The organism is Anoxybacillus tepidamans PS2 (assembly GCF_000620165.1).
GTDB classification, from domain to species: Bacteria; Bacillota; Bacilli; order Bacillales; family Anoxybacillaceae; genus Anoxybacteroides; species Anoxybacteroides tepidamans_A.
In genome coordinates, this window is sequence record NZ_JHVN01000009.1 from 20,234 (window position 1) to 46,633 (window position 26,400).

General features: G+C 42.8%; 20 protein-coding genes and 1 riboswitch. Of the genes, 12 read left to right on the top strand and 8 right to left on the bottom strand.

All coding sequences use genetic code 11. The annotated features are described in order from the left end of the window. The first annotated feature begins 146 nt into the window (after positions 1–146). Together N667_RS0108805 and ssb are read left to right on the top strand one after the other, a co-directional pair. Entirely contained in the window at positions 147–356 is a 210-nt protein-coding gene (locus N667_RS0108805; protein WP_027409230.1) for a hypothetical protein, read from the top strand. Then, the gene (gene ssb / locus N667_RS0108810) at positions 353–697 is read left to right on the top strand and encodes a single-stranded DNA-binding protein (RefSeq protein WP_027409231.1); all 345 of its coding nucleotides are present in this window, start codon (positions 353–355) and stop codon (positions 695–697) included. Before N667_RS0108805 ends, ssb begins: the two co-directional genes overlap by 4 nt. 155 nt (positions 698–852) lie before the next feature. Here ssb and N667_RS0108815 read toward each other — a convergent pair whose 3' ends face one another. Next, a complete protein-coding gene (locus N667_RS0108815; RefSeq protein ID WP_027409232.1) occupies positions 853–1,263 on the bottom strand; it encodes a helix-turn-helix domain-containing protein in 411 nt (136 codons plus the stop codon). Between the two features lie 200 nt (positions 1,264–1,463). Here N667_RS0108815 and N667_RS0108820 point away from each other — a divergent pair, with 200 nt between their 5' ends. Next, positions 1,464–1,949, top strand: a complete 486-nt coding sequence (locus N667_RS0108820; RefSeq protein WP_027409233.1) for a hypothetical protein — start codon at positions 1,464–1,466, stop codon at positions 1,947–1,949. A gap of 189 nt (positions 1,950–2,138) precedes the next feature. Here the strand turns inward: N667_RS0108820 and N667_RS0108830 are convergent, their stop codons facing one another. After that, positions 2,139–4,901, bottom strand: coding sequence for a DEAD/DEAH box helicase (locus N667_RS0108830; protein ID WP_027409234.1), 2,763 nt, complete (start codon positions 4,899–4,901; stop codon positions 2,139–2,141). Further along, complete coding sequence (locus tag N667_RS0108835; protein ID WP_027409235.1) at positions 4,894–6,480, bottom strand: hypothetical protein; 1,587 nt, start codon at positions 6,478–6,480, stop codon at positions 4,894–4,896. Before N667_RS0108835 ends, N667_RS0108830 begins: the two co-directional genes overlap by 8 nt. Positions 6,481–6,681: 201 nt before the next feature. Between N667_RS0108835 and N667_RS0108840 the strand changes: the two genes are divergently transcribed. Next, positions 6,682–7,845 (top strand): peptidoglycan-binding protein, encoded by a 1,164-nt coding sequence (locus N667_RS0108840; protein ID WP_027409236.1) that lies wholly within the window; start codon positions 6,682–6,684, stop codon positions 7,843–7,845. A gap of 20 nt (positions 7,846–7,865) precedes the next feature. On the opposite strand, the gene N667_RS0108845 is transcribed toward N667_RS0108840, so the two are convergent. Continuing rightward, positions 7,866–8,819 carry a LytR family transcriptional regulator gene (locus N667_RS0108845; protein WP_027409237.1) on the bottom strand — a complete coding sequence of 318 codons (954 nt, stop codon included), beginning with the start codon at positions 8,817–8,819 and terminating at the stop codon, positions 7,866–7,868. A gap of 154 nt (positions 8,820–8,973) precedes the next feature. Here N667_RS0108845 and N667_RS0108850 point away from each other — a divergent pair, with 154 nt between their 5' ends. From N667_RS0108850 to N667_RS18475, 5 genes are all read left to right on the top strand, one after another. Beyond that, entirely contained in the window at positions 8,974–10,305 is a 1,332-nt protein-coding gene (locus tag N667_RS0108850) for a UDP-glucose dehydrogenase family protein (protein WP_027409238.1), read from the top strand. A gap of 18 nt (positions 10,306–10,323) precedes the next feature. Beyond that, positions 10,324–11,670: a DUF5050 domain-containing protein gene (locus N667_RS19100; RefSeq protein WP_027409239.1), complete on the top strand. Its 1,347-nt coding sequence runs from the start codon at positions 10,324–10,326 to the stop codon at positions 11,668–11,670. Between the two features lie 74 nt (positions 11,671–11,744). Continuing rightward, on the top strand, positions 11,745–12,527 hold the full coding sequence (locus tag N667_RS0108860; protein WP_051530000.1) for an SLAP domain-containing protein: 783 nt from the start codon (positions 11,745–11,747) through the stop codon (positions 12,525–12,527). A 103-nt stretch (positions 12,528–12,630) separates the two neighbouring features. Further along, positions 12,631–12,713, top strand: a riboswitch (cyclic di-GMP riboswitch). A gap of 30 nt (positions 12,714–12,743) precedes the next feature. Further along, positions 12,744–13,505, top strand: coding sequence for a hypothetical protein (locus N667_RS0108865; protein WP_027409241.1), 762 nt, complete (start codon positions 12,744–12,746; stop codon positions 13,503–13,505). 480 nt (positions 13,506–13,985) lie between these two features. Next, complete coding sequence (locus N667_RS18475; protein ID WP_051530001.1) at positions 13,986–16,637, top strand: hypothetical protein; 2,652 nt, start codon at positions 13,986–13,988, stop codon at positions 16,635–16,637. 528 nt (positions 16,638–17,165) lie between these two features. On the opposite strand, the gene N667_RS19760 is transcribed toward N667_RS18475, so the two are convergent. Continuing rightward, positions 17,166–17,330 (bottom strand): hypothetical protein, encoded by a 165-nt coding sequence (locus N667_RS19760; protein WP_156936101.1) that lies wholly within the window; start codon positions 17,328–17,330, stop codon positions 17,166–17,168. Between the two features lie 23 nt (positions 17,331–17,353). Further along, positions 17,354–19,294, bottom strand: coding sequence for an ATP-binding cassette domain-containing protein (locus tag N667_RS0108880; RefSeq protein WP_027409242.1), 1,941 nt, complete (start codon positions 19,292–19,294; stop codon positions 17,354–17,356). A gap of 412 nt (positions 19,295–19,706) precedes the next feature. Here N667_RS0108880 and N667_RS0108885 point away from each other — a divergent pair, with 412 nt between their 5' ends. The 3 genes from N667_RS0108885 (at position 19,707) to N667_RS0108895 (ending at position 24,264) form a co-directional block, all read left to right on the top strand. Then, positions 19,707–20,657: a DUF3298 and DUF4163 domain-containing protein gene (locus N667_RS0108885; RefSeq protein WP_027409243.1), complete on the top strand. Its 951-nt coding sequence runs from the start codon at positions 19,707–19,709 to the stop codon at positions 20,655–20,657. A 382-nt stretch (positions 20,658–21,039) separates the two neighbouring features. Next, positions 21,040–22,077, top strand: a complete 1,038-nt coding sequence (locus tag N667_RS0108890) for a hypothetical protein (protein WP_027409244.1) — start codon at positions 21,040–21,042, stop codon at positions 22,075–22,077. Positions 22,078–22,374: 297 nt separating this feature from the next. After that, positions 22,375–24,264, top strand: a complete 1,890-nt coding sequence (locus N667_RS0108895; RefSeq protein WP_027409245.1) for an LTA synthase family protein — start codon at positions 22,375–22,377, stop codon at positions 24,262–24,264. 86 nt (positions 24,265–24,350) lie between these two features. Here the strand turns inward: N667_RS0108895 and N667_RS0108900 are convergent, their stop codons facing one another. Both N667_RS0108900 and N667_RS0108905 read right to left on the bottom strand, forming a co-directional pair. Next, positions 24,351–24,944: a class D sortase gene (locus tag N667_RS0108900; protein WP_027409246.1), complete on the bottom strand. Its 594-nt coding sequence runs from the start codon at positions 24,942–24,944 to the stop codon at positions 24,351–24,353. 5 nt (positions 24,945–24,949) lie between these two features. Then, positions 24,950–26,254: a processed acidic surface protein gene (locus N667_RS0108905; protein ID WP_027409247.1), complete on the bottom strand. Its 1,305-nt coding sequence runs from the start codon at positions 26,252–26,254 to the stop codon at positions 24,950–24,952. Positions 26,255–26,400: the final 146 nt, after the last annotated feature.

Below are 26,400 nucleotides of genomic sequence, written 5' to 3' on the forward strand. Positions count from 1 at the left end.
GCCGATGTTGCTTACCGAATCGATCGAGAAGGCTTCCGATGCAAACGTCGAGCAGGAGAAGCCCGCCTTCTTCTGCGTTGAAGCTTCTTCGATCGAGTAGTAAGAAACTCCCACCTCTAAATGAAATGGAGGTGGGGGAGGTTCATATGGACAAATTTTCGAGTGGTTTGCATAAAAAATTGCAGGAACATGCGAAAATTGAATTTTCCTGTTTTCTTTTTGCGATTGTCATCGAGATATGCGGTTTTTTGTCTAATCGGGAGTCGGAAAATTCAAAAATCGTCATTTTACAAGGGGATGGACCGTTGCTTATGATAAAGATGCAGCACATCAAAAGGAAGGGAGGGATCAAATGATTAACCAAGTGGTGCTTGTCGGACGCTTAACGAAGGATCCGGAGCTGCGCTATACAGCCGATGGATCGGCTGTAGCGAATGTGACGCTGGCGGTGAGCCGAAATTTCCGCAACGCAGAAGGAGAGGTAGACACGGATTTTGTTCATTGCACTCTTTGGCGAAAAGTGGCTGAAAATACCGTCAACTATTGCCGCAAAGGTTCTATTATTGGCGTGATGGGCCGAATCCAAACGAGAAACTATGAAAATCAAGACGGAAAACGAGTGTATGTCACAGAAGTAGTGGCCGAATCGGTCCGATTCATGGGCGGAAAAACAAACACCTTGCTCGTCCAACAATAAAAATTCTTTCTTCTTTTTTCCCCCTCAAAGTTCCCCCTAAAGATAGAGGATGGTTGCCCCCATAGAAAATATCAGCCGTTCAGGTATTGTTTCCTCTCTTTGTCCCCTCAAACGATGGCCAGCCGCATGCGGTTGGCGTTTTTCTTTCCTTCGGCTCATTCGGTAGCTCGTAAAAATTCTTTGATGACAGAGACAACAGCTGATTCGATATGTTTTCGTTTTTTTGCGGGAAGCTGCGCGAGCGAGTAGATCGCTTGTTCAATGTGTGGATTTTGCTTTAAATAATCAATAATGTCAAGCATTTTTTCGTCGATTCCATCCGTTTGATAAATGCGGTTTACCTCCCGCAGCAATTGTTGTTTATTCGTTTGTCTTCCTACTAAAAAATCGATGCTGACATTGTAAAGGTCGCTTAATTTCGCCAGCGACTGTAAATCGGGAAACATTTCCCCGTTTTCCCATTTGCTAATTTGTGAGCGTGATATATTCAGGTATTGGGCGACATCCTCTTGCGTCCAATTTCGCTGTTTTCGTAAATATTTCAGATGATCGGCAAGCTTTGTCATATGGTTCACCACAACTCTATGAAAATGACGGTACATTTAAGATAAGGAATAGTGGCGAAAGAAATGGTTCTTTTTAAGAACAAAATTGTAAAAGTTCATAAAAGGAACAAAAATGGGGAGTCGGGGAACTTTTGTAGGAAATCGCCTGTTGTTAAAATAATCAATAAATGATAAATATTTACTCATAGAGGAGGGTATGTGTGAATATTTATCTAGCCGATTTAATCGTAAGTGAACGAAAAGCAAAACAACGTTCCTTACATACATGTCGAGTGTTTATTAAAGAGATTAAAAGCCCGCTATCTTTGCGTTTGGCTACGATTGCACCGACGAACTTCGCCGATTCGCTTCGCTTTTTAAAACAAGAAAAGGAGACATTTGCAGCCATGGACGGGGAAGTTCGATTTCGAACGGTTCAATGTCAAGAGCATGCGCGGCTGTATTTTTTATTTAAATCTGTCAATCAACGCTATATGTTTTCCGTGAAGCTTGATTTAAAGAAACGTGCGATTGTGGTAACCTCTTATGAATGGAACGACCTTCAACAAAAATATAAACTCCTCTATACAAACGAACTCCTGGCCATCGAAAGGCAGCTCATTTATCATATCCTGCAATCGATTTATATTTGCCAAAATAATCAGGTCGCTTATTTTTCGATGTTTCGAGCGAAGCAGAAGCGCTAGCAGCCTCGTATATGCATTGCCGGTTCGTCCGAAAGAAAAAGGATACCCCGATACAAGCGGGATATCCCATTTCATGTTAGCGGCGGCGCTCTTTGCTTTCAGTGATTTTTTGCGCCATTTGTTCACATAGTTTCTCCCAAGCTGTTTGTTTTTTTGTTTCTTGCTGTTTTGGTTTCGTTTGTTTCTTCATCATGACGCTCCTTTATGATTCATTGTCGGCAGAACGAGCAACTCGCGCAGTTCATCGTTGGACAGTTCGGTAATCCACGCTTCGCTTTGAATAATTTCTTCATTCAGTGATTGCTTTCGTTCGATCATTTCGTCAATTTTTTCTTCTAGTGTTCCGACGGCAATGAGTTTGTGCACGTGGACAAACCGGTTTTGGCCGATGCGATAGGCGCGATCTGTCGCTTGGTTTTCAACAGCCGGGTTCCACCAGCGGTCGAAATGAATGACGTGGTTAGCGGCTGTTAAGTTCAATCCGATTCCCCCGGCTTTTAAAGATAAAATGAACACATGAAACGCACCGGACTGGAATTGTTCCACCATTCGGTCGCGCTCTGTTTTCGGGACGCTGCCGTTTAAAAAGGCAACTCGTTCATCGAGATGGGAAGCAAGCAGCTGTTGAATCATGTTGCCCATTTCAATATATTGCGTAAAAATTAAGCAGCTTTCCCCGTTTGTCCGAATTTGTTCTACCAGCTCGAGCAGTTTCTCTAATTTATGAGACCGCGCTAAAATGTCGGCTGGATTTTCCTCCTTCAAATAAAGCGCCGGATGATTGCACAGTTGCTTGAGGCGGCCTAGCATTTGCAAAATCATGCCGCGCCGTTCGAAGCCATCCGCTTTTTCGATGCGAGACAGCGTCTGTTGGACAAGCTCTTCATACAATGACGCTTGCTCGGCGGTCAATGGGCAATATTCTTTTTGTTCGAGTTTGTCCGGCAAATCGAGGGCGATCGCTTCGTCCGTTTTCGTTCGCCGCAGTAAAAACGGGCGAATCAGCTTTTGCAGCATCGCCACTTTTTCCACGTCGCGCTCTTTTTCGATCGGCGCAGCAAAGCGGCGTTGGAACTGCGCCTGGCTTCCTAAGTAGCCGGGATTGATAAAATGGAAAATGCTCCAAAGTTCGCTTAAGCGGTTTTCCATCGGTGTGCCGGAAAGGGCGATTTTATGCCCGCCGTTGAATTTGCGGATGGCGCGCGCCTGTTTTGTATCGGCGTTTTTAATATTTTGCGCTTCGTCTAGGCAAATCGTATCCCACTGAACAGAGGAAAGTTCCTCGCAATCTAAATGAGCTAAGCTGTAGGTGGTAAGAACGAGATCGGCTTCGTTTGCCGCTTTGGCGAACTGTTCTCCTTTGGCGCGGTTGGCGCCGTGATGAACGTAGATTTTTAAATGGGGAGCGAATCGCTCGCATTCCTTTTGCCAGTTGCCGAGCACGCTTGTCGGACAGATGAGCAAAAATGGCCGGTTTGTTCGCTCCTGCTCATTGACGTATGTGAAATAGGCCAGCATTTGTACCGTTTTTCCGAGCCCCATGTCATCGGCTAAGCAGGCGCCAAGGCGGAAGCGGCGCAAAAAGAGAAGCCAATCGACGCCACGCTGCTGGTACGGTCGCAGCGTTCCTTTGAACGAAGCGGGAATCGCAACAGACGGAATACAATCGATATTGGTCAATTGTTTTACGAGCGTCTGAAAGCTGCGGTCCAAATCGATTTTGAAATGTTGCCATTCGTCGTCCTCTGCGGCCGTCTGGCTGTTTTCTTCCTGCAAAAAGGCTTGCTGCAGCACATCGCGGATGGACAATCCTTCTTCTTTCGCTTTTTTCATCAGCCATTGCATGCGCTGAATGAGCATAGGATCAAGGTGGATCCATTGTCCGCGAATTTTCATCAGTCGCCGTTTTTGCTCCACGAGCCTCGCAAACTCCTCTTCGCTCAGCTCGATGCTGTTTGTGGCAATCTTCCAGTCGAAATCGACGAGCGCTTCAAGCCCCAGCATCGCTTGATTGGATTTGGCTTTCGATTTCACTTTCGCTTTCAGCATCAGTCGCGTCTGTTTTACCGACTCCCACCAAGACGGGAGCAAGATGCGCGCTCCTGCTTCCATTAACTGCTCGCTTGCTTCTGATAAAAAGCGCCATGCCTGATCGTCGTTTAAGGAAGATAAAAGCTCTCCATCCTCATCACGCAGCCATGGAACGATGCGCAGCCAAAGGCGATGGGCGCGCGGTACGGCCTGTTCATACGCTTGCCACGGTTCAGGCCAAGCCATATCTTTTTTCCAGATGAACATTTCGTTTGTATCGTCCGCAATCAGCGTCGTTTCCAACGTCCAACTAGATGCGCCTTCCTCCGGTTCGGTTAAGCGCAAGGCAGTTGTAAACGGCGGGCGATCGCCGCTCCAGCCGATCTCATACAGCCAGTCGTCCTCATTAGCAATCCAGTACCGTTCTTCGCTTATAACCAGCGGATAGGTGTCAACAATCTCTTCCCATGTTTCCCGCAGATTGCGATCGCGCCGAATCCAATCCATCATCGCCAGAGAGCGCCATTTTGTCAAAAATGGATCTTCGTTTGTTTCATCTTTTCGTTTCCATCCGAACGCTCCATGTTTCCAAGCGGCGAAGTCAGGCATCAAGCGGCGCTCGTGAATGTCATCAACAATCGTTTTGGCCCATTGGCGCCAAATGGACGTCGATTCATCCCACTCAATCTGTGCTAATTCATTTTCTGCCGAAAGAGCGAAAAGCGTGACCGCTTCCCACGGGGATAACAAAACTCCTTCGTCGTCTCCGATTTTTCTGCTTGGCAAAAACGTCCCATAAAAGCTTTCCTCATGCCACGAAAACACGATCGGCTTCCATATGTGTAAAGAGGAGTCGCTATAAAGAAAAAAGGAGCTTTCTTCATCGAGCCAACGGCATGAGAGGGTACATGTCCTAATCATTAAGCAACTTTCCTTTCTGCAGTTCTTCGTAGAAGGCGCGGAGACGCTTTGTTTCTTCAAGCAGCCTGTCGCGATATTCGAGCCATACATCGTAGCGCTTTAACGCGCGGTAGTACGCACGCATTTTCTTTAAATATTTCACGGCCCGTTTATAGCTCTGGCGATTTTTCGCTTGAATCATTTTTTGCACGCCTTGGTGATAGAGCGGCAGCAATAACGAACGGTCGTGCTTTTCAATCGCAGTTAGAAATAAGCGGTGAATGTTTTCAATTTCGACACCGGCGATTAAATGCAAATCAACCCATTTTTTATATTGCTTTCTCGATATCAGAAAATGGCTGTAATCGTAAGCGCTGTAAGGCAGCAATAATTGTAAAAATTGTTCGTAGTCGCTTGAATCCCCGGTAGCGTCTGTATACTGCTCCAATAAATAAAGAATTTCTTGTGTCATTTGCATTTTGTAGTTATAAGAGAAAGCATGGAATGAATTTATTACGTCAATAAGCGGGCTCCACCAGGCTTTCATGCGCATCCATTGGCCCAGGCGGCCTAACTCGCGAAGCCAGAACATCGTATAATAAAGAACGTCTGGTGCGTCCATATTTTTTGTAAGGTCAAATACTTCTTCATCAGAGCCGCGCAGAAAAGCGAGATGCGCTAAGGCGATCGAGCATTCAAACCGAGCGGCATCATTCTCTTTTTCTTTTTGCAGCTTCTCTTGCTCCTGTTCAATCGACAGCCCTTTCGCAGCAAAGACGTTCCAGACGATTTGATACACGCGGACGCGCATTTCCGTGAACCCTTGACCGGCAAATAAGGCGGCGCGTGCGTATTCGCAGCTGTCTTCTAGAAGCGCCAAATACGATGGCGAAATGTCTGTGTTCAACAAGGAGCCGCATTTGTTGCGAATAATGCCGGTAAAGTCAGATACGGCCGACTCCCAATAAGAGCGCTGGTAAGAAAGGCGCTCGAAGTGCTCTCCATATTCTATAAGGCGACAAAACGTAAATAATGCAGCGTGAAGGTGGTAAAACCGTTTTTCTACGGTTGCGTAAGGCGCCTTGTCAAGCAAAGATGGGAAGAAACGGTCGCACAAATGATGAGCAAACCAATAGTCGATCGTGCGATATTGGCTTAAAAATTGTTCATAGGCGCTTTGAAATTGTTCGTGCCAATCGCTGACAGAAGCAGATCGCTGGGCGATTTCGCTCGCTTTCGCCAGCTTCGGCGGAACGGAAGGCTGTTTTGTGTTCCATTTGCGGACGAGTTCGCCGACAGAGCTGACATTGGCGTACAAATAAAAAAAGAGCGCCAAGAGGTGCGGGCATAAAAAGGTGCTGCACTCACAATGGCTTTGCGAAAGATCCGTTAAATGGATGACCGGTTTATACACTTTTTCATCAAACACATTGGCTTGAACAATCTCTTTTTCTACTAAGATGGCGTTATATACGAAACCTTCCCGGTATAGCTTTAATCCTTTTTTCAAGGCGTCTTCATAAGCGGGAAAGGTAAGTTCTTCTCGAATTCGGCGCGCTGTTTCATCTAGCATCGCTTTGGACAAACTTGTTTGCAGCAATCGTGTTCATCCTTTCCCAATCGTCTACATTCTCCCATTCTCATCATGTTATCTCCCATTTATACAAGAATTATAACAAAAGTATCTTCCAATGAAAAAGGAAGTTTCGGTATACTAAAACTAGCGCCAGTCGAAAAAAAGAATCCAACTATTGGATTCCTTTTTTCGACATGGCGAACGGCTAAAGGAGGGAGAGAAATAATGAGGTGGAAGACGAGACACGTCATTGTGACGTCGGCTTTTGCTTCAGCGCTGTTTGTGTTACCGGCAACGGGAAAAGCGGCAGAGTGGAAGCTGGGCATGAGCCATCCACAAATTAAAGAAGTACAGCAGCTGTTAAAAGCGAAAGGTTTTTTTACATATCCGACTGCCACGGGATATTTTGGCACCATTACGCAAACAGCGGTGAAAAAATTTCAAGCGTCTGTCCATCTTCCGGTGACCGGAGTGGTTGACGACAAAACGTATGCAAAACTAAAAGCTACATCCAGCACTCAAAAGGCATCGGCTACCCCAAAGGTGGGACAGACTGCGGCAAAAACAGCATTAAAAGTGGGGACAAAAGGCGACACAGTCAAAACGCTCCAGCAGCAATTAAAAACGCTCGGCTACTTTACATACCCGGAAATCACCGGCTACTACGGAACGGTCACAGCGGACGCAGTGAAAAAATTTCAGAAGCAAGCAGGGCTTCCTGTGACCGGCATCGCTGACAACACGACGCTTTCAAAGCTTCAAGCCGCTCTTACTAAAAAGGCGCAGCCTGTCTCGGCACCTCCGTCCATCTACTTAACGATTGGTTCAAGCGGCGATAAAGTGAAAGAGGTGCAGACGAAACTCAAGCAGCTCGGGCATTTTACATATCCGGAAATCACCGGCTACTACGGGACGACTACAGCCGAAGCGGTGAAAAAATTCCAACAAAGCGTCAGTCTAAAGGCGACTGGAACGGTTGATGCTGAAACGTATCAACGCCTGATTGCGCAAGCGCCAGCAAAGAAGTTTGACCCGATCGAGCTCGTGGCTGACGCCGCGCCGTTATTAGGAAAGCCGTATGTATGGGGTGGCGAGACGCCGGAAGAAGGATTTGACTGCAGCGGTTTGATTTACTATCTTTTTGGCCAGCAAGGCATTACACTCCCGCGCACGGTGGCGACGATGTGGAACAGCGGGACAAGCGTTGCGACTCCGTCTGTCGGCGATATCGTCTTTTTCCAGACGGAAGGGACGGGCGCTTCCCACGCGGGCATTTATATCGGCAACAATCAATTTCTCCATAGCGGAAGCTCCACTGGCGTCACGATTAGCACATTTAACAGCTCATATTGGAGTAAACGCTACCTAGGAGCGAAAAGATATTGGTAATGGAGGCGGACTGGCTGTCTTTAGGAGCCAGTCCGTTTTGGCTTCATTTCTAAATGTGCTTTTAACGTGTCCGATACAGAGAGCCGCTCCTTTTCGGGGATCACGACATAGAAGATGCCGTTGATTTTTGTGCCGCGCCCTTTCAAATGAAGCTGTTCAACGTGCTCGTGCGCTTCTTTGTATTGCGACTGGATTTCCTTCATTTGTTGCAGCGTTAAGTTGGTTTTTACATTTTTAGCGACCGCCGCGAGCAAGTCGTCGTAATGGACGAAAGCAGACAGGCTTTCCCCTTTTTGAATGACCGCTTCAATGATTTGTTTTTGCCGATCCTCGCGACCGAAATCGCCGCGCGGGTCGTCATAGCGCATGCGCGCGTATTTTAACGCTTTTGCCCCGTTTAACGTAATCGCTCCTTTTTCGAACCTCGTTCCGTTATATGTAAAGGCAAACGGATTGTTCACGGTCACTCCCCCGACCGCATCGACGATGTCTTTAAAGCTTTCCATATTCACTTTAATGTAATAATCGATCGGAATGTCCAAATATTTTTCCACGGTAGCCACCGTCATCCCCGCCCCGCCAAACGCGTAGGAGTGGTTAATTTTATCTAGCTTTCCTTTCCCGACGATCTCCGTTCGTGTATCGCGCGGAATGCTGACCATTTTAATCGATTTTTCATTGGGATTGACCGTTAACACGATCAGCGAGTCCGCCCGCCCCCGATCGCCTTTTCGTTCATCGACCCCCATTAATAAAAACGAAATCGGGGTTTGTTTTTTTAAAACCGCCGGCTTTGGACGCTGTTGTTTTTGTACAACGGGGCGCTCGATCGGCTCATGGATTTGCTGGGCGGTTTTTTGAATGCTCTGATACATATAGTAACGATATCCTTCAGCTGCTCCGAAAAGAAGCAGGACGGTAATGCCTCCGATCATCCATATGCGGCGGCTCATTCGCTGGCGGTGTTCGCTCATATTCGTTCTCCTTCTTTTTTACCTATTGTGCCCTAACTCGGTGATAAAAATTTTTGGCACGGACCATAAATAAATGGAAATGCTGTACGCCTGACGGAAGAATGCAAAATAGTGTAAGATAGACATAACAGATTATACGGAGAGGAGAACAGCCGTGAATATTGCAGTGGCGGGAACAGGGTACGTAGGACTTGTGACGGGAACGTGTCTAGCGGACATCGGACATACAGTTTCATGTTTTGATATAGATGAAACGAAAATCGAGCTCTTAAAAGCGGGATGCTCGCCGATTTATGAGCCAGGGCTTGAAGAGTTGATCGAAAAAAATATGAAGGAAGGGAGACTTTCTTTTACGGCGGACGAGAAAGAAGCATACGGAAAAGCGGATGTGATTTTTCTTGCGGTCGGCACACCGGAAAACGAAGACGGGTCCGCGAATTTGACGTACATAGAGAACGCGGTCCGCTCGATCGTGCGCCATATCGAAAAAGACGTGATTATCGTCACAAAAAGCACCGTGCCTGTAGGGACGAACGAACGCATTCGCCGGATGGCTGAACAGCTGAAGCCGCCGTTTTTGCGGACGAGCATCGTATCGAATCCCGAATTTTTGCGCGAGGGCTCGGCGATTTACGACATGTTTCACGGCGACCGAATCGTCATTGGCGCAAGCAAGGAAGATGAAGAAGCGGCCGATGTAGTGGCTAGGTTGTACGAACCGCTCGGCATCCCAATTATGAAAACAGACATTGAAAGCGCTGAAATGATCAAATATGCATCCAACGCGTTTCTTGCGACAAAAATTAGCTTTATTAACGAAATTGCCAACATATGCGAAAAAGTCGGGGCGAATATCGATGATGTCGCTTGCGGCATCGGTCTCGACAAACGAATCGGTCCGCAGTTTTTGCAAGCGGGCATTGGCTACGGCGGATCTTGCTTTCCGAAAGACACGAAAGCGCTTGTGCAAATCGCCGGCAACGTACAGCACCATTTTGAATTATTAGAATCCGTCATTAAAGTCAACAACAAACAGCAATCCATCTTAATCGACAAGGCGAAGCAATACGTAGGAAACCTACGCGGCAAAAAAGTAGCGCTTCTTGGTTTGGCGTTCAAGCCGAATACAGACGACGTGCGGGAGGCCGCTTCTCTCGTCATGGCGAAAAAATTAATCGGCGAGGGGGCGTCCGTTGTCGCTTACGACCCTGTCGCGACCGATAACGCGAAAAAGCAGCTGCCGCCATCCGTTCAATACGCGGACACCATCACCGAAGCCATTTCTGGCGCCGATGCAGCGTTCATCGTAACGGAATGGGATGAAATTAAACAAACACCGCTTTCTGAATTTCGCAAACACATGCATAGCCCCATTGTTCTCGACGGGCGCAACTGCTATTCGCTTGAAGAGGCAAGAAACGCGAATATTACGTATATCTCCATCGGACGAGCACCGGTATTTTCGAGCATTTGCCAAACAAAATAAAGAAAGAAGGAACGTGTTATGGGGAGAGGAAACATTGTTCTTTTGTTGCTAGTGTCTTTGCTGTTTTCTTTTAGCCCCGCAGCGGAAGCGAAAGTGATGTGGGGAAGCATCGAATTGAAGCAAGGACAAACAGGCCGCCTCACCGTTTTGAAAGAAACGACATTATGGCGGCGGGACAATGGCCAGTTAGTGGCCATTCGGAAGCTTAAGCCGAACGAGCAATACGGCGTCTACGGATATGACAAGCAATACGGGGGCCAATATAATCTTGGCGGAAACGCCTGGGTGGCAAAAAATGCCAACATTCGGTACGAAACACCGTCGAAACAAAAACAAATGGAAGCGGCGAAGGCGAAAAAGCTGTACGATGCGATTGTCGCGTCGCTATTGAATTTAGACGACTCGGTTAACGTGGCCCGCTACAGTTCAAAGGCAAGCGATGTGTTTGATACGTACGTGCAAGTACTCCATGAGCACCCTGAGATTTTTTATAGCCGTTACGCCTATTATTACTCAGACGGCACGCTCGAATATGAATATGCTTTTCCAAAAAAACAAATCCAATCGATGCGCGATCAACTTAATGCGGTTGTTAATCGTGCGGTATCTGACATTAATAAAACCGCAAAAACGGAGCTTGAAAAAGTGTATGCTGCCCATGAATTTGTCGTCCAGCATGCGCGCTATGACAGAGAAAACTACGAACGCGGCACGATTCCGCTTCTGTCGTATACCGCCTACGGGGCGCTTGTGAAGGGAACGGCAGTATGCGAAGGATACGCCCAGGCACTCCAACTGTTGCTAGCAAAGCTAGGGATCATGTCGCAAATGGTCACCGGAACAGCCAGCGGTGAACCGCACGCGTGGAATGTCGTCCGCATCAATCAAGACGACTATTATATTGACGCGACATGGGACGACCGGGACGAGCCAGGGGGACGGTACGATTTAACGTATTTTCTCATTCCGGAACAGCAGCTGGCTAAAGACCATCAGTGGAATCGCAAAGACACCCCGTTTGCCGCAAGCAAAAAATATCTTTATTTTTCAGCGATGACAGGTGTTGTGCGCTCTGGCAATGAACTGTACTACACAAACATCGACGAGCGATTATACAAAATGAACATCGATGGAACAAGAAAGGACAGGCTTACGGTCGACCGCGCTTACGATCCTGTCGCATCTGGCGGCACGATTTATTTCAGCAACTACTCAAAAGGCGGTTGGATTTATCAGCTAGATGTAGCTAGCAAAGCGGTCAAGGCGGTCACGAATCAATACGCCATTCCGCTGTTTGTAAAAGACGGATGGCTTTACTATGAAAACGGAGCATCAGAGGAGATTCATAGATTATTAGTGAAATAATGTAAAAAAATATTTCCTGTTTTTAGCCGCTCGGTTTACAATAAACGTATGATTACTTTTTGGGGGTCCATAAGATGATTAAAAAATGGCTGACATGTTTAGTAATCGCATTTATTGTCGCGGTCGGTTCATTTGGTCAGAGCGGACAAACGGCCGAAGCGAAAACGCTATGGGGCAATTTAGAACTGAAAAAAGGAATGATCGGCAAAATCGTCATCGTCAAAGATGCGCCGTTGTACGAATGGAAGCAAAACAAAATGAACGCCGTTCGCACGTTGAAAAAAGGACAGCAATACCGCGTCTACAGCAGTAAAATCGTCCAAGGATCGCTCTTTTACAGCCTGGGCGGCGGCCTCTATGTAAAGAAAGCGGCTAACGTTCAATACGTTCCGCTGTCTCCCGAGCAATTTACTCTTTTAATCAAGCAATCGTTAAAGGGAGACTATGAGCTCGTAAGCGGCAAAGAGCACGTCTCATTTTTCATTGAAAAGCAAAGAGGCAACGAACTTTCGGGCTGGTACTTCTTCACGGAAAACGATCCGCTTCCGGTAGAAGGGACGATTGATGGCAATGTCGTCACGCTGCGCGTCTATTTCGACGATTACTATGACCAAATTTTAGAAACGATTTCGTACCTAGAGCAATACAAAGTACCAAAGAGCGAAATCGAAGACATCGCTGAGCAGCTTGTGAACAACGATGATTACTATATTCAATTTCAATTTACAGTCGCCAATGACCCAAGCAACTTTAAAGGCGAGCTTCGCTTTGTAGGCTTGTTGCTTGACGATCGCTACGATGTGGTGGGAACGGAGCTTGGCAACCCGTTTCCGGTCCAAATCGAAAAGCTAGATTAATTGATGGGAGGCCTTCATAGAGAAGGTCTCTCATTTTTGCATATATTTGCTAGAAAAATAGGGATTTTGCACGACTTTTATAGTAACAGAATTTTGCTATAATTATGTACAAGGGTACAGCTAAGGAAACTTAGCGTCACAAAGCTATAGGGGCTAAGGGGATACCTATGCCAGCCAGCTGCCATTACCCAATCAAACATCAAGGAGGAAACGGTAATGTTCAAAAAAGGATTGCCAATTTTACTAGCATCCATGCTTGTCGCATCACCTGCATTCGCTGAGAAGCATGAGGGAAAACAAGAAGTGCGGGTGAAGCAATCGCAAAAAGTGCAAGTGACAATTAAGAAGCAAGAAAACAGGAAAAGCGAAGAGAAGCGAAACGAAGAAAAGAAAAGACAGGAACTAGAAAAGAAAAAACAAGAACAAATGAAAAAAGAGCAACAAATGCTCGCAAATAAAGTGGCGGAATTAAATAAAAAGCTTCGCAAAATCGAAGAGCGAATGAAAAGCGTAGCTGCTGACATTCAAGAGCTGAGCAAGCCAACAGAAACAAATACGCCACCAGCAGACGAAACGAATACAACAACTCCTTCAGACCAAACACAAAATACAACAACGCCAACAGATCAAACGCAGCCAAGCGATGCGAACCAAACCGGTACGGTATCAACCGACTCTACAGCTTCTTCCTCTGTGACAGGCACACAAACGTCCACAGAAGCCAAAACAACGGTTTCTACAGAACAACCTGGTGATGATGAAGATGAGAGCGAAGAAGCAAAACAAGAACAAATCGATGAGTTAATCGGCAAGCTGCGTGCGCTTTCTAACGAATTGCAAGCGGTGAAAAATGAAATCCGCGCGTTGGAAAAGAAATTCGGGACTAACAAACCAGAAATCAAAAGCTTGAAAGAAAAAACGGACAAATTATATAACCAGCTGCAAGAAAATAAAAAAGCGTTAATTAACTTGCTGTAAAGGGCACCGATTTCAGGTGCTCTTTTTTTGTTTAGCATATGCCTTGAATTTATCATTTTATAAGTTTTAAAAAATATTGAAAAAATTTCAAGGTTAATGGTAAAATAAACCTTGGTTCAAACTATGTATATACCAAAAAAAGTTCTATACTTGGGAAAATAATCATAATGATGTATAGTGTGCGTTGTTGTGAAACTCATTTTTTAATCATTTTGTAATGGGTTTGATACAAGAATTGACAAAAAAATTTGTATTTTAGACTAGAAATCGCGAGAAAAATGTATTATTATAGAAGATGTGGAGCGATGGGGAAAAAACATCAAGATATAGCAACATACGCACCATTTGCAACTATTGCCTAGTAATAGGTTAATAGGAGTTTTTTACCTCGTTGGACCTTTTTAGGCAATGACTCTACTAATCTATGTTTAGTACTCATTGCTCTAAATGGAGATATAGAGAAGGGAGACGTACTATTCTATGGACAAAAAGAAAGCTATTAAACTTGCAACTGCAAGCGCTGTTGCGGCAAGCGCGTTCGTAGCTGCAAACCCTCATGCTTCTGAAGCGGCTGTGAACGTTGATGCGGTTGTAAAACAAGCGAAAACATCTTTCAAGGCAGTTTACAACTCTTACAAATCTGTTGCAACAACTGGCAAGCTTGTTGACGTGAAAAACGTACAAGCTAAAGTTACTGCTGCAGACAAAGCTTACGCTAACGCTGTTGCGACTGTGAAAAAGTATGGCGGTAAAAAGAAAGACGCTTACTTAGCAGACTTAGAGAAATCTTACAAAGACAACGTTGTAAACGGCGGTAAAAACTACATTAAAGCGTACGGCACTTTAGCGAAAGTTGAAACGCTTCATGCAGCGCTAAAAGATGCTGTGGCTGCGAAAGATCTTGCAAAAGTAGAAAGCAACTATCATCAACTTTCTGCAGCTTTAAAGAACGCTGCAGCTCTTGTAAAACCGATCTACGGTGCAGGTGTTCGCGCTGCATTGCTTGAAAACATTGATGCCGCTACAACTACGAAAAACGGCTTAATCTACGACGTAACAGTTTACATGAAACTTACAGCTGCTGATGCGGCAGTAAAAGCTGATAAATTAGAAGATGCTGAAAAAGCATTAGCAGATGCTGACAAGTGGTTCCCACAAGTGGCTCAATTAAAAGCAGAATTAACAGCTCTACAAACAACTGTTAAAGCTGCTTATGAGGCGAAAGTAACGCCTAAAGTTGTGAGTGTAAGTGCGGTTAATGCTAAAGAATTAGTTGTTAAATTTAATGTTCCTCTTAAAAAGGATTCTGTAATCGAAACAGTGTCTGGTGTTAGCACATTAGTTGACGGAACGGTTAAAGTTGATGGTGGAGCTGCTGACTCTTTAGAAGCTTCTCTGAGCTCAGATGGCAAAGAACTTACTATTAGATCAGCAACTAATTGGGAAGGAACTCATTCTTTAGAGATTATTGCTGATAAGTTCGAAGCAACTAACGGTAAGAAAGTTGGAAACTACACAACTGCATTTAATTATGACGATACAACTCGTGCTTCAATTACAGGTGTTACTTATGTAGATAAGTATACTTATAAAGTCAACTTCTCTGAGCCTGTAACATCTGTAGGTACAGTAACTGCAAACTATGCAGATGGTAGTGCTGTAACTCTTAATACAAGTGCAACTGGTTATGGTTTATCTGCAGACGGTAAATCATTCACTGTAGTATTTGATTCGGCAACAGCAGTAAATAAAGAAATTACAGTTAACTTCCCAACGATTACTGACTTTGGTAGTAATATTTCTGTTCCTTCAACAGCTAAAATTACTATTAGTGACGCAGACAAAGCTAAACCTGTTGTAACATCGGTTGTATCTACTTCACCTACTACAGTTAAAGTTAAGTTTTCAGAATCCGTTAAACTTTTAGATGCTACTAAAGTTTCATTTAACGGTGTTGCTTTAACTACAGCGGATGTGACAGTAGATTCTAATGACAAGACAACTTTAAATATTACAGTGCCAAGCACAACAACAAGTGGAGTTATTGCTTTTGCGGCAGGTGCAGTCGAGGATCTAAACAAGAACACTAATGATGTATTCAGCCAAACAGTTAGCTTTTCACATGATAAAATTGCGCCACAGGTGGTTAGCACTGAGGTAATTAGAGTTAGTGGTCTAAATAACCTTAAAGTTACATTCAGTGAAGAGGTATCAAAAGTTGGAACTGCGTTAACATTAAAGTATATTGACGAGTACGGTGTACAACAAACAGTGACAATTCCAGCTGCAAAAATCAATGTTGATTCTAACGATAAAAAAGTAGTTTACATTCAGCTACATGATGGCACTAGTGCTATTAAAGAAGGCGTAAATTACACGGTAGATATCCCAGCTGGTTTCTTTAAAGATGCATTCCAGAATGATTCAGTTGCTAAAACTGTTTCCTTCTCGAATAGCACTAGCTCAACAACTAATAAGTTAGCACTCATTTCAGCTAACCCAGTTGTTTATGGTATTGATGCAAAGGGAGCATATATTGATGTACGGTTTGCTGATGCTGTAAATCCAGCAACTGCTACTAATATTGCAAACTATTCAATCGAAGGTGCAACAGTTAAGGAAGCTGTATTAACTTATAATAACCCAACTACAGCCAATGCTGCTGGCGCAAAAGCGGTAGTACGTGTGTACATTACCGATAACACAGTTGAAGCCACTGGTTATTATAATGTAACAGTTAGTGGTGTAACAGGTTACAGCTCTAATGTAACTCAAATGAATACTGAAACAAAAAATATTTTGATTACTGAAAACACTCGTCCATCTGTAACAAGTTCGTCAGTTAAGTCTCTAGGAGCAACTTCTTCTGTTATTACGGTTAATTTCTCAGAAGCAATCGCTTCTGGTGCAGCTGATGCCAATGACTTCGAATTATATGTAGATGGTGTTAAAGTTACAACAGTGACTGTTACTACTGGTGCTGCAGGAACTTCTATCGATTTCACAGTTAATACTGATCTTTCAGATGAACTTGCAGCTGGAAAAGTAGTAAAATTAGTAGCAGCACCTACTTTAGATTTAGCCGATGCTAACGGCAACATTGCAAATGTTAAAGAAATCGTTATTAAATAGTTATTAATTATATTAAGAAAGCTCTGCGGAGAGAAATCTCTGCGGGGCTTTTCTTTTTATATTTTATATTTAAGTTTAGTAAATCTAATATCAGTATGTAATCTTACTTTAAGAAACCGTGTCAAAACACTAGGCATTTAATATAATTATGAACATTGGATGCAAATTCCATACACTTTAACTCGCCTCAATTCTCTTCGGGGAATTGAGGCTATTTTTATTTTAGGAGCGAAAGAATGAGTAAGTATCAAACCATCAACCGTTTATTACTAAAACGAGCGAAACCACTCAAGCATTAACAAGACCCACTACTGAAATTTATTCCTTCGCGACGTACGTTTCCTATACGCGATCATCATTTATATGAGAGATATGACAAAATAATCATAATCGCGGCTTTGCTTTGGAAGAATTAGAAAATAAATAGTGAAGCCTGGCGAGGACCGTTCTAAGGCTTCACTTTGTGATTAGAGTGTCTAGTTTTTTCACTATAGGTCAGTTATGGAAGGAGGTATGTTTTTGATTTTGCTATTGCTCATCCACTTTATGCTTTCTAAATAATCCGATAAAGTTTGTAGTCATAAAGAAAATTGCTATTGCTAGAGCCGAGTTGCTAACTTTTTGGCCGGTTGAAAATTTATAAGCTAGAACCGCACCTACAGTTAAGATAAAGACAATGTTTAGCCATTTCATGATTCTTTGCACCTCTAAAAATATTATTCATAACGCAAGGCTTCTACAGCATTTTGTTTAGCAGCCTTATGAGCCGGAATAAATGAAGCTAGAATGCCTAGTAGTCCACTGAAAATGATGAGTAATAACATTTGAATGAAATTAAACTGAAAAAGATCTAAATTATTTTTATGCATCACTGTTTCGATAACATAGTTTGAGGCTTTACCTACAATAACTGAACCTAAAACTCCTAAAATTCCACCAATGAGGCCTATTATCATTCCCTCAGTAACGAATATTCGGCGAATATCAGAGCGAAGAGCCCCGATTGCTTTTAATATACCTATTTCCCTAGTACGCTCTAAAACACCAACATATAAAACGATGCCGATCATAATTGACGAAACGATTAGAGATATGCTTGACAGCATACCTAACGCGATGCTCGCTAAAGAAACATATTGATCAATTTCATTTTGGCTTTCTTCGTCAGTTTGCGCCTTATATCCCATTTTCTTAATATTTTTCTTTAAAGAATCTATATCATTAACAGACGTAGGAATGATCGTAAAAGATAAGGCTGCATTGTTATTGCCGGTTGATTCTTTCATGACCTGTCTAGATAACCCGTAAGATATTCCTGCAGTATCAAGCAAAGGAATAGAGTTGTTTTTCAGTAGTCCTGTTATCTTTGCATTGATCTTAACAGTTGGATAAACTTCCTTTAAGGACATCAATTGTACGACTAAGGAAACATTTTTTCCAATCACTTGTTCGGGGTTCTTGAATAGCTTCTGCGCAATTCGTTCAGGCAGTACGATCTCATTCTTTTGTTCATTAGGAAACGTGCCTTTTACTACGTAATGCTTTCCATATATCTTTGCGTGTTCCTTTGGAACTAAACTTTCAGCTGATGAAGTAGCTTTATTCCCATTTTCAGCTTTAATGCTAATTTGAAACGGATTATATGGGTATATATTTTGTATATTATGAAGTTTACTTAATTTATTTAAGTCTTTTTCTGTTAAAATATTAAATTCTTCATTTGCTACGCTTAAAGATGATTTTGCCGCCGCTTCATCTACAGAGCCGGATAGCTTTTCCTTGACTCCATTTCCTAGAAACGTAATAATAGCTAATCCGAAAATCCCTATGGACGCTCCTATAGCAGTTAAAATATTTCTCCATTTTTTATTTTTTATATTTCGGATTGATAGTTTGGATGTGGTTAATAAATTTAGTCTTTTTCCTGTGTTGATCTTTTTTTGTACGTGATTATTAATATTTTCCTTCATATTTATATTTGAATTGAGCTCTTCGACATTAATTATGACTCCATCCTTCATTCGTATAATTCGGTCCGCGAATCGGGATAGCTCTTGCGAGTGCGTGACTACTAATACAATTTTTCCTTGAGCAGAGATATTTTTTAATATCCCCATGATTTGTATAGAGTTTTCCGAATCTAATGCTCCGGTCGGTTCGTCAGCTAATATAATATCTGGATCGTTCGCTAATGCTCGAGCGATTGCTATACGTTGTTTTTGTCCCCCGCTAAGCTGGCTAGGCAAATAATTAGCTTTGGCACCTAAGCCTACCATATTCAAAAGCTCTAATGCTTTTTTTCGGCGTTGTTCCTGGGATCTGCCTCCTAGAATCATGCTCATTTCGACGTTCTCAAGAGCTGTAAGGTGAGGAATCAAATTAAAACTTTGAAAAACAAATCCGATTTTTTTCCGTCTAAAGTATGCCCATTGCTTTTCATTAAATTCATTAACGTTCAGGCCGTCAAATAAGTATTCCCCCGCATCTGCTTTATCGATTCCGCCAATAATATTTAACAACGTAGACTTACCGCAGCCTGATTCTCCTAATAAGTAAGTTACTTGTCCGGGATAAAGATTTAAGGTAACGCCCTTTAGAACTTCAATTTTTTCATCGTTTAGTTTGTAGTATTTCTTTATGTTTTTTAAAGATATCAATTATTTTCATCCCTTCTAATTCGTACGGATAGTATTGGTAGATTTGATGTGAATTTTATAAGTTGGTTAACTATGAAATGGGGGGACCGAATTATTAAGATATAACTTATATGTATAACATTACACATTATACCATATTATTCTATATATTTTGGTTTATAAATTTACTAAATGTATTTATTCATTTTTAAAGCTGCGCCTTAAAAACCAGCGCTTTTACTTAGAAAAATTCCCCTTTTTGATTGTACAAGCGGATATAAGTGTGAATTGTTGCTAACCTTTTAATCTATTCTGTTGTTTTCTAGGAGGGTGTCGGAGACGTTGAACGAATTTTTTTAAAGTTCATATTTAACTACTTTCTATAATATGGTAAAGTGTCAATGTATAATTGAAAATACTGGGAGGGCATGCCGTGAAAAAACTCATTTTAGGGATTGCCGCTTGTTCGGTCCTTATGTTTGGCAGCTTTTCGCCTCATATGGCGTCGGCTACGGTGTTATGGGACGGCAAGGAGTTGAAAAAAGGGCAAATTGGCAGGGTGACCGTTCTACAGCAAACCGAATTGTATCGGCTGAACGGTGCGGAAAAGGAGATTGTGAAGAAATTAAAACCGGGTGAAGTGTACCGCGTGTATACGTTCTTGTCGGGGAAGCTAGGGCTTGGCGTCGGACAATTTGTCGACCGCGACGGCCGCGTGAAGTATGAGACGCCGTCGAAAGAGAAGCGGCAGGCGTTAGGGGTTGCGATCGTTAAGCAGCGATATAAAAATGCGATCGATTATCCGCAAGTATCCGGTTTAATGAACAAATCAGCCGAAAATCAAATCAATGAAACGATTCAAAAACATGTTCGCGCATCTTACAATGCCCTCGTTCGGCTGAAGGAACAAGAGAAAACGGACCGCCAGCGTTATCTTGAAGAACACGGCTATCCGGTTCCACCGGATGAAGAAGGAATGTACACTTATGACTACAGCATGTCATACGAAGTCAAATATAACGAAAATCATCAGCTAAGCCTTTTGATTTACGATTATATGTATACAGGCGGCGCCCACGGAATGAGCAATGTCACGTCGTACAACTTTGATGTTCGCACAGGGAAGTTGTTAAAACTAGGGGATGTAGCAAAAACGAAGCAAGGTTTAAACAAGATTAAAAAATACGCGGTGACCGATTTAATGAATCGCGCCAACCGCGGTGAAATGATATTTACGGACAGCTTATCGGAAATCCAAATGAACAACGATCGTCCGTTTTATTTCAATTCCAACGGCATCGTCGTTAAGTTTTTTGAATATGAAGTCGCTCCTTATGCGGCGGGAATGCCTGAAGTGAAAATTCCTTATTCTGTGTTTAGATAGAATCATAGCCATTGTGAGAAAGGAACCGAAGCGAATGGGTGCTGGTTCCTTTTTTATATGTAAATATATATCTAATTATGTAATTTTTTATAAAAAACATTTACATTTATATACAAAATATAGTAAAATAATCTATGGGTTTTTCTTACTATTATTCAAGGTTCATACATGGTCACGTTGGAAATTCGTGAACTTTTCTTTAACTGCCACTCTTTGCATCGATGATCCTCAGCAATGTCAAGCATCCCTCTTATTCTAGCAGCTCTAGATTCAACAACACCGTTTTCTGCACATCATATATGCTTTGTCTGCTTTCTATCGGCACAGCATATATCTTTAAAAAATAATAGTTAGAGAGTAGTAGATTTGGAGGAGAGTACTAATGAAAAAACTAGTTTTTGTTTTATTGGCATGCATCTTGTTGATGACAGGCTGCCAATCGATTAAAGGTGTTAATTTCAATCAAATGATTGTAAACAGCACCAATATTAAGTCCGGCGAAAGCAAAATGACGGCGTCTTGGCACTTCATATACAATCGGGTGCAAGTGCGGGACAAAGATTTATTAAAGGTGCTAGATTTGTTGAATAATGCAAAGCTTGAAGTTTCAACGAAAATGCAAAATCTCAACACGATGTCCATCAGCGGCAATCTCATTCTGCAGAAAGGAAAAATTCCTTTTCGCCTCTATGCCGACCGAACGAAGACAGTATACTTAATCGATAATGCGAAGAAACCGATCGTGATTCCGACAAGCAGTGAAACATTGGCGAACGAACAATGGATTCATGATTTTCAGAAAAAAATCACTAATGCCATTGTAGAAAAGCTGCCAAACCCTAAGCATATCACTGTGCAACCAAAGTCGGACACCGTGCATGGCAGCAAAGTGGCAGGATATAAGGTACATGCAGAAATATATGCGAACGAAGCGCCGGAGCTTCTGTTGGCGTTCGTGAACAATTTATTGGCGGATGAAAAGGCGCTTGCCCAAATGGTCGATGCCATGAATGAATTCAATAAGGCAACGGGAGACAATTCTAGTATGACATTGGCTGAATTTAGAGAAGGGCTAAAGGAATTGCAGGCAGAAATGGCGCAAAGCTTGCCGGAGTTGAAAAAATCACAGCTGTTCAGCACGAAAAATTATTTAAAGACCGATCTTTTCGTTGATAAGAACTTTTTCCAAAGAAAATCATCAGCGAACTTGAACGTGGTAGGAATCGATAATGAAAGCGGATTGACAGGCATTCAATTGCGCGTTAATACGGAAACGTGGAATATTAACAAGCCAGTAACGGCGGAAAAGATTCGTTATTCCAGCTATTTGACAGAAAAGGCGACGTTTGAAGAATTTTTGGCAACATTAGATCCAAAACGCAGCGTTCTGTACAAAATTTTGCTTTCGTTCGCCCAGTAAATAATGAGGGGCACCATATAATCTGATAGCAGCCTGCTTGCTGACTGAAAGTGCGGCATTAGGATTGAAAAAGAAATGACTGCCAAAGATCGTCAATCGATCTTTGGCAGTTATTTTTTCGCACCTACGCACTATAAAATCCAACAAACAATTTTTGTATGAACTTGAATTTTTAAGGATATTAAAAAATATTAAGGAAATATTAAATGGGTGTAAAAAATGTGTTAAAATAGCAAAGAAGCTTGTCTATATAAGGTGTAAGGAATGAATCATTTGTTATTTAGGTGGTGAAAAGGGTTGGAAAGACGCCGATTGCTTTATATATTATGGGGGCTTGTTATTTTTGCCGGAATGGCAAGCGTCAATTTCTTTTCGATGACTGAGATTTTTGGAAAGGTTAATTATATCAATTTGGTTTTATCGAGTTTCGGTCTGTCGCTCATCTGTATTTGTCCGCTCATGGTAACAGGCAAGAAGCGCGGGCTTATTTTTTCGCTTTGTTTGTATATCATCTTCAACGTTCTAATCTACAGCGATGTTGTTTATGAACGTTATTACGACGGCATCCTCTCTATTGAGATGATTAGCCAGGTCACTCAAGTGAATGCGATTGCCGATTCGATTTTCACGCTCATTAAACCGAGAGACGGTTTTTATTTTGTCGGTCTTGTCGTTCTGCTTATTGCATTGATTTATATGTTTTTACAACGGGGCGAAGATTATGCATCGGGCAAAAAAAATACCACTTTCTCATCGCTTAGTTTGCTTGCGGGTATTGCTCTTCTTCTTGTACCAGCGTGGCAAATTAAAGCCGATTTCAGCGATCAGCTGAAAGTCGGCATGGCCGGAGCTGTCTCGGCTCATTTGTACGACACTTATGAATATTTAATGGAAAAAAGTCCAGTGTTTGCGGAGCAGCGTTCTCTCACTTCAGAGGAAAAGAAAAAAATAGAAGATATGAAGCGATATTTCCAAGCTCGGCAAGCGGAACATAAAAACTCGCCATTTTACGGTGTCGCTAAAGGCAAAAACTTGATTATGATCCAAGCTGAGTCGTTCAACAATTTTGTGGTCGGGCTAAAGGTGAACGGCCAAGAAGTGACGCCGAATTTGAACAAGCTCATTAAAGAAAGCCTTTATTTCAATCATATTTACTTGCAGATCGGACGCGGGAATACTTCCGATGCGGAATTTGTGGCGAATAACTCGCTATATCCAAGCCGAAAAGACGGAGCTTATCGCACTTATGTGGACAAAACGTTTTATTCGTTGCCGATTGTGTTGAAAGAGGAAGGATATATTACAAGTGCGGCCCACGGGAATTCGCCGGAGTTTTGGAACCGAAAAAATGCGTATAAGTCGCAAGGATATGATGTTTTCTATTACAAGGGCCACCCGAGTATCGGTTCTCCAGATATATTAGGAATGGGGATATCGGATAAAGCGATGTTCCATAAAATGGCGGAAATTTATAAAAAACAAAGTGAAAAGCAGCCGTTCTATGGCTTTATTGTGACATTATCAAGCCATCGTCCGTTTCAATTGCCTGCAAGAGTGCAAAAGCTGTCGCTGCCGAAAGAGTTTCAAAACACGATGACCGGCAATTACTTGCAAAGCGTGCATTACACGGATGAGGCGCTCGGGGAATTTATTCAAGATTTAAAAGAAAAGGGACTTTGGGACAACACGTTGCTCGTCTTCTATGGAGACCATTATGGTCCGCTTCCGGATAATGCGGGAGAACTTAAGAAATTGCTGGGAATTACGTTCGATAAAAAGACGATGTTCAATATCCCGCTAGTGATTCATTATCCGAAGCAAACAAAACCAGTTGAATATGATGTCATCGGCAGCCAAATGGACATTTTCCCTACGATTAGCTCTTTGATGGGCATTGACAAGCCGCTTTATCAGCTCGGTTTTGATTTGACCACCAAAAAGGAAGGGTATGTCGGTTTTAGGCATGAAATTGTTCCATACACGTTTTTCTCTGACAGCTATGATTATTTAGCATCGGATGACGGTGAATTTTCCCACGGCACTTGTACAGACGTGAAAACGGGGAAAAAGGTGGATGTTGAGAAGTGCCGCCGCAACTACGAGCGGGTTAAATACGAAATTGACATTTCCGATTTTATCTTCGATCACAATTTATTCGATATTTTGTTAAAAAAACGGAGTTTATAAATGGTGAGAATGAGGCGTAGCCATAGAAAAAACAGGAGAGCGGATTCGCTCTCCTGTTTTTTGTTTTGATTCGCAATTGAATCGAGTTATTTCGTTGTTTTCACTAAGTTTGCCACTAGAATGTACCGTTTCGGCGCCGCTCCAATGTAGTGAAACGGATAGCAGGTGGAAACGGTTAGTGTCGCTCTTGGTTTCGGGCGAATCACTGTTCGATCGTCAGCATCGACAATTCGCACTTTGCGGACTTTGTAAGTAAACTCTCCCGCCATCGTTTTTACAATTAACAAATCGCCTTTGCCGACTTCACCGAGTTTGCGAAAAACGGTGTCGCGATGCCCCGCAAGCACGCAGTTGTCTTGTTGTCCTGGTAGAACGCTTCCCGCGTAATGGCCAACGCCTTTTTCCAACTCATCTTCATTCGTTCCGTGGTAGATGGGAAGAATGGCGTTCAGTTTGGGAATAATAAGTTCACCGATATGTTCTCCCGTTTTCGGTTGGCGCGGGTAAATGACTTCCTGCGTTGTTTCCGGCACTGTAGGAGCAGGCGCGGCTGCTTCCTTTGGCATCGGCTTGACGGCGCTCACTCCTTTGATCCATTTGTAGCCATATAGGGAAGTGAGCGCAACACCGACTGCGATGAAGCTAATGCCAAGAATGCGAACGAGTCGTTGCTTGCGCATTTATTTTATGCCGCCCCTTTGCGGAAACGTACTAGGAAAGCGCCAGCCGCGATCAAGAAAATGCCGAAAAGTGCAGTTGCCGCATAAGGAGAAGCTGTTTTTGGCAGTTTCGCCCCTGCTTCAGTTCTCTTGATTGGCTTTGGTTTTACATGTTTTTCGATTTTGGCGATTTTTTCGCCATTCTCTAAATCTTTACCGATGTTTCCAAATAAGTCGGAGTTGAACATATCTGGCGTCAAGACAAGATCAGCTAAGAGCTGCCCTTGTTTGTTGTAAATTTCAATCGTGAGATTATAGCCGTTTGTCGATGTCATGGTCATCAACGTAGATAGGCTTAACGGCTTTTTCACTCCGTTTTTCGTTAAATAAAACTTCACGTCTAATTGGAAAAGATCGAGCATGTCATGCATGATATCGGCGATTTCCGCAATTTGCGCCGGAGACAATTCTTTAACCCCTGAAAAGTCATCTGCACCGATCGCTTCCATTCGTTGTATAATCTCTTCCATTTTGCTAGCGAATTGAGGATCGTTCGCGTCGATCGCTTCGAGGTGGTTAAAGAGATTTTGTAGTTCGGCTTCTGTCAAACCGAGCTCATCTAAATCCGGCGTCATATAATCGATGACAGCTGCCGACAACTCTTCGACTGTTGTATAGTTGCTTAACGAATCGCCGTGTGCTGCCAACAGTTTTTCAAGCTGTTGTTTTGTCATTCCTAATTCGTCTAAAAGTTTTTTTAATGTTTCTTCCGTAAGCGGCGTTAAATCTTTATAATAATCCACGGCATCGGCTAAGTCGCCAATGGACTCATAGTCGTCCAATGATTCGCCATGTTTATTAAGAAGAGCGATCAATTCATTTTTGGTCATATTGCGTTCTTGCAAAAATTTCGCCAACGCTTCTTCCGTAATCGGAGTGGAGTAAGGAAGAAGAAAATCGACGTAGTCCGCTAGCTCGTTATAAAATTTGAACACGTCAGTAATTTTTTCATTCGGTTCTAAATCTCCATTATCGACGAGCATTTGTTTCAGTTCTTCTTCGGTCAGCCCGTAATAGTTCAGCAATTGTTGCAGATTGTCTTCTGTCAACACTTCGCCAAGCGTGTCGCGGATTTCGTCCACTGTTTCAACATCGTCCAATGACATGTCATAGTCATTCCACAACATTTCTTCCAATTCATCCGCTGTCATATTGATTTCATTCAAATAGCTTTGCAGCTCAGGATCGTTGCGCTCGATCGCAAAAGCGGAAACAGGGCATGTTGCGATGGCAAGAGATGCTGCGATGGCAAAAGGAACTAATTTTTTCATATGATACCCTCCGTTTCAAGATTCTACTATTCTAGTATAAACGAAAACAAAATGTTCAGAAATCGATAAAAATATAGTATTAATGTAATAAATTTCAAATATTATTGCATTTTATTTCCATAATATAAAGCGCTTATGCGCCATCA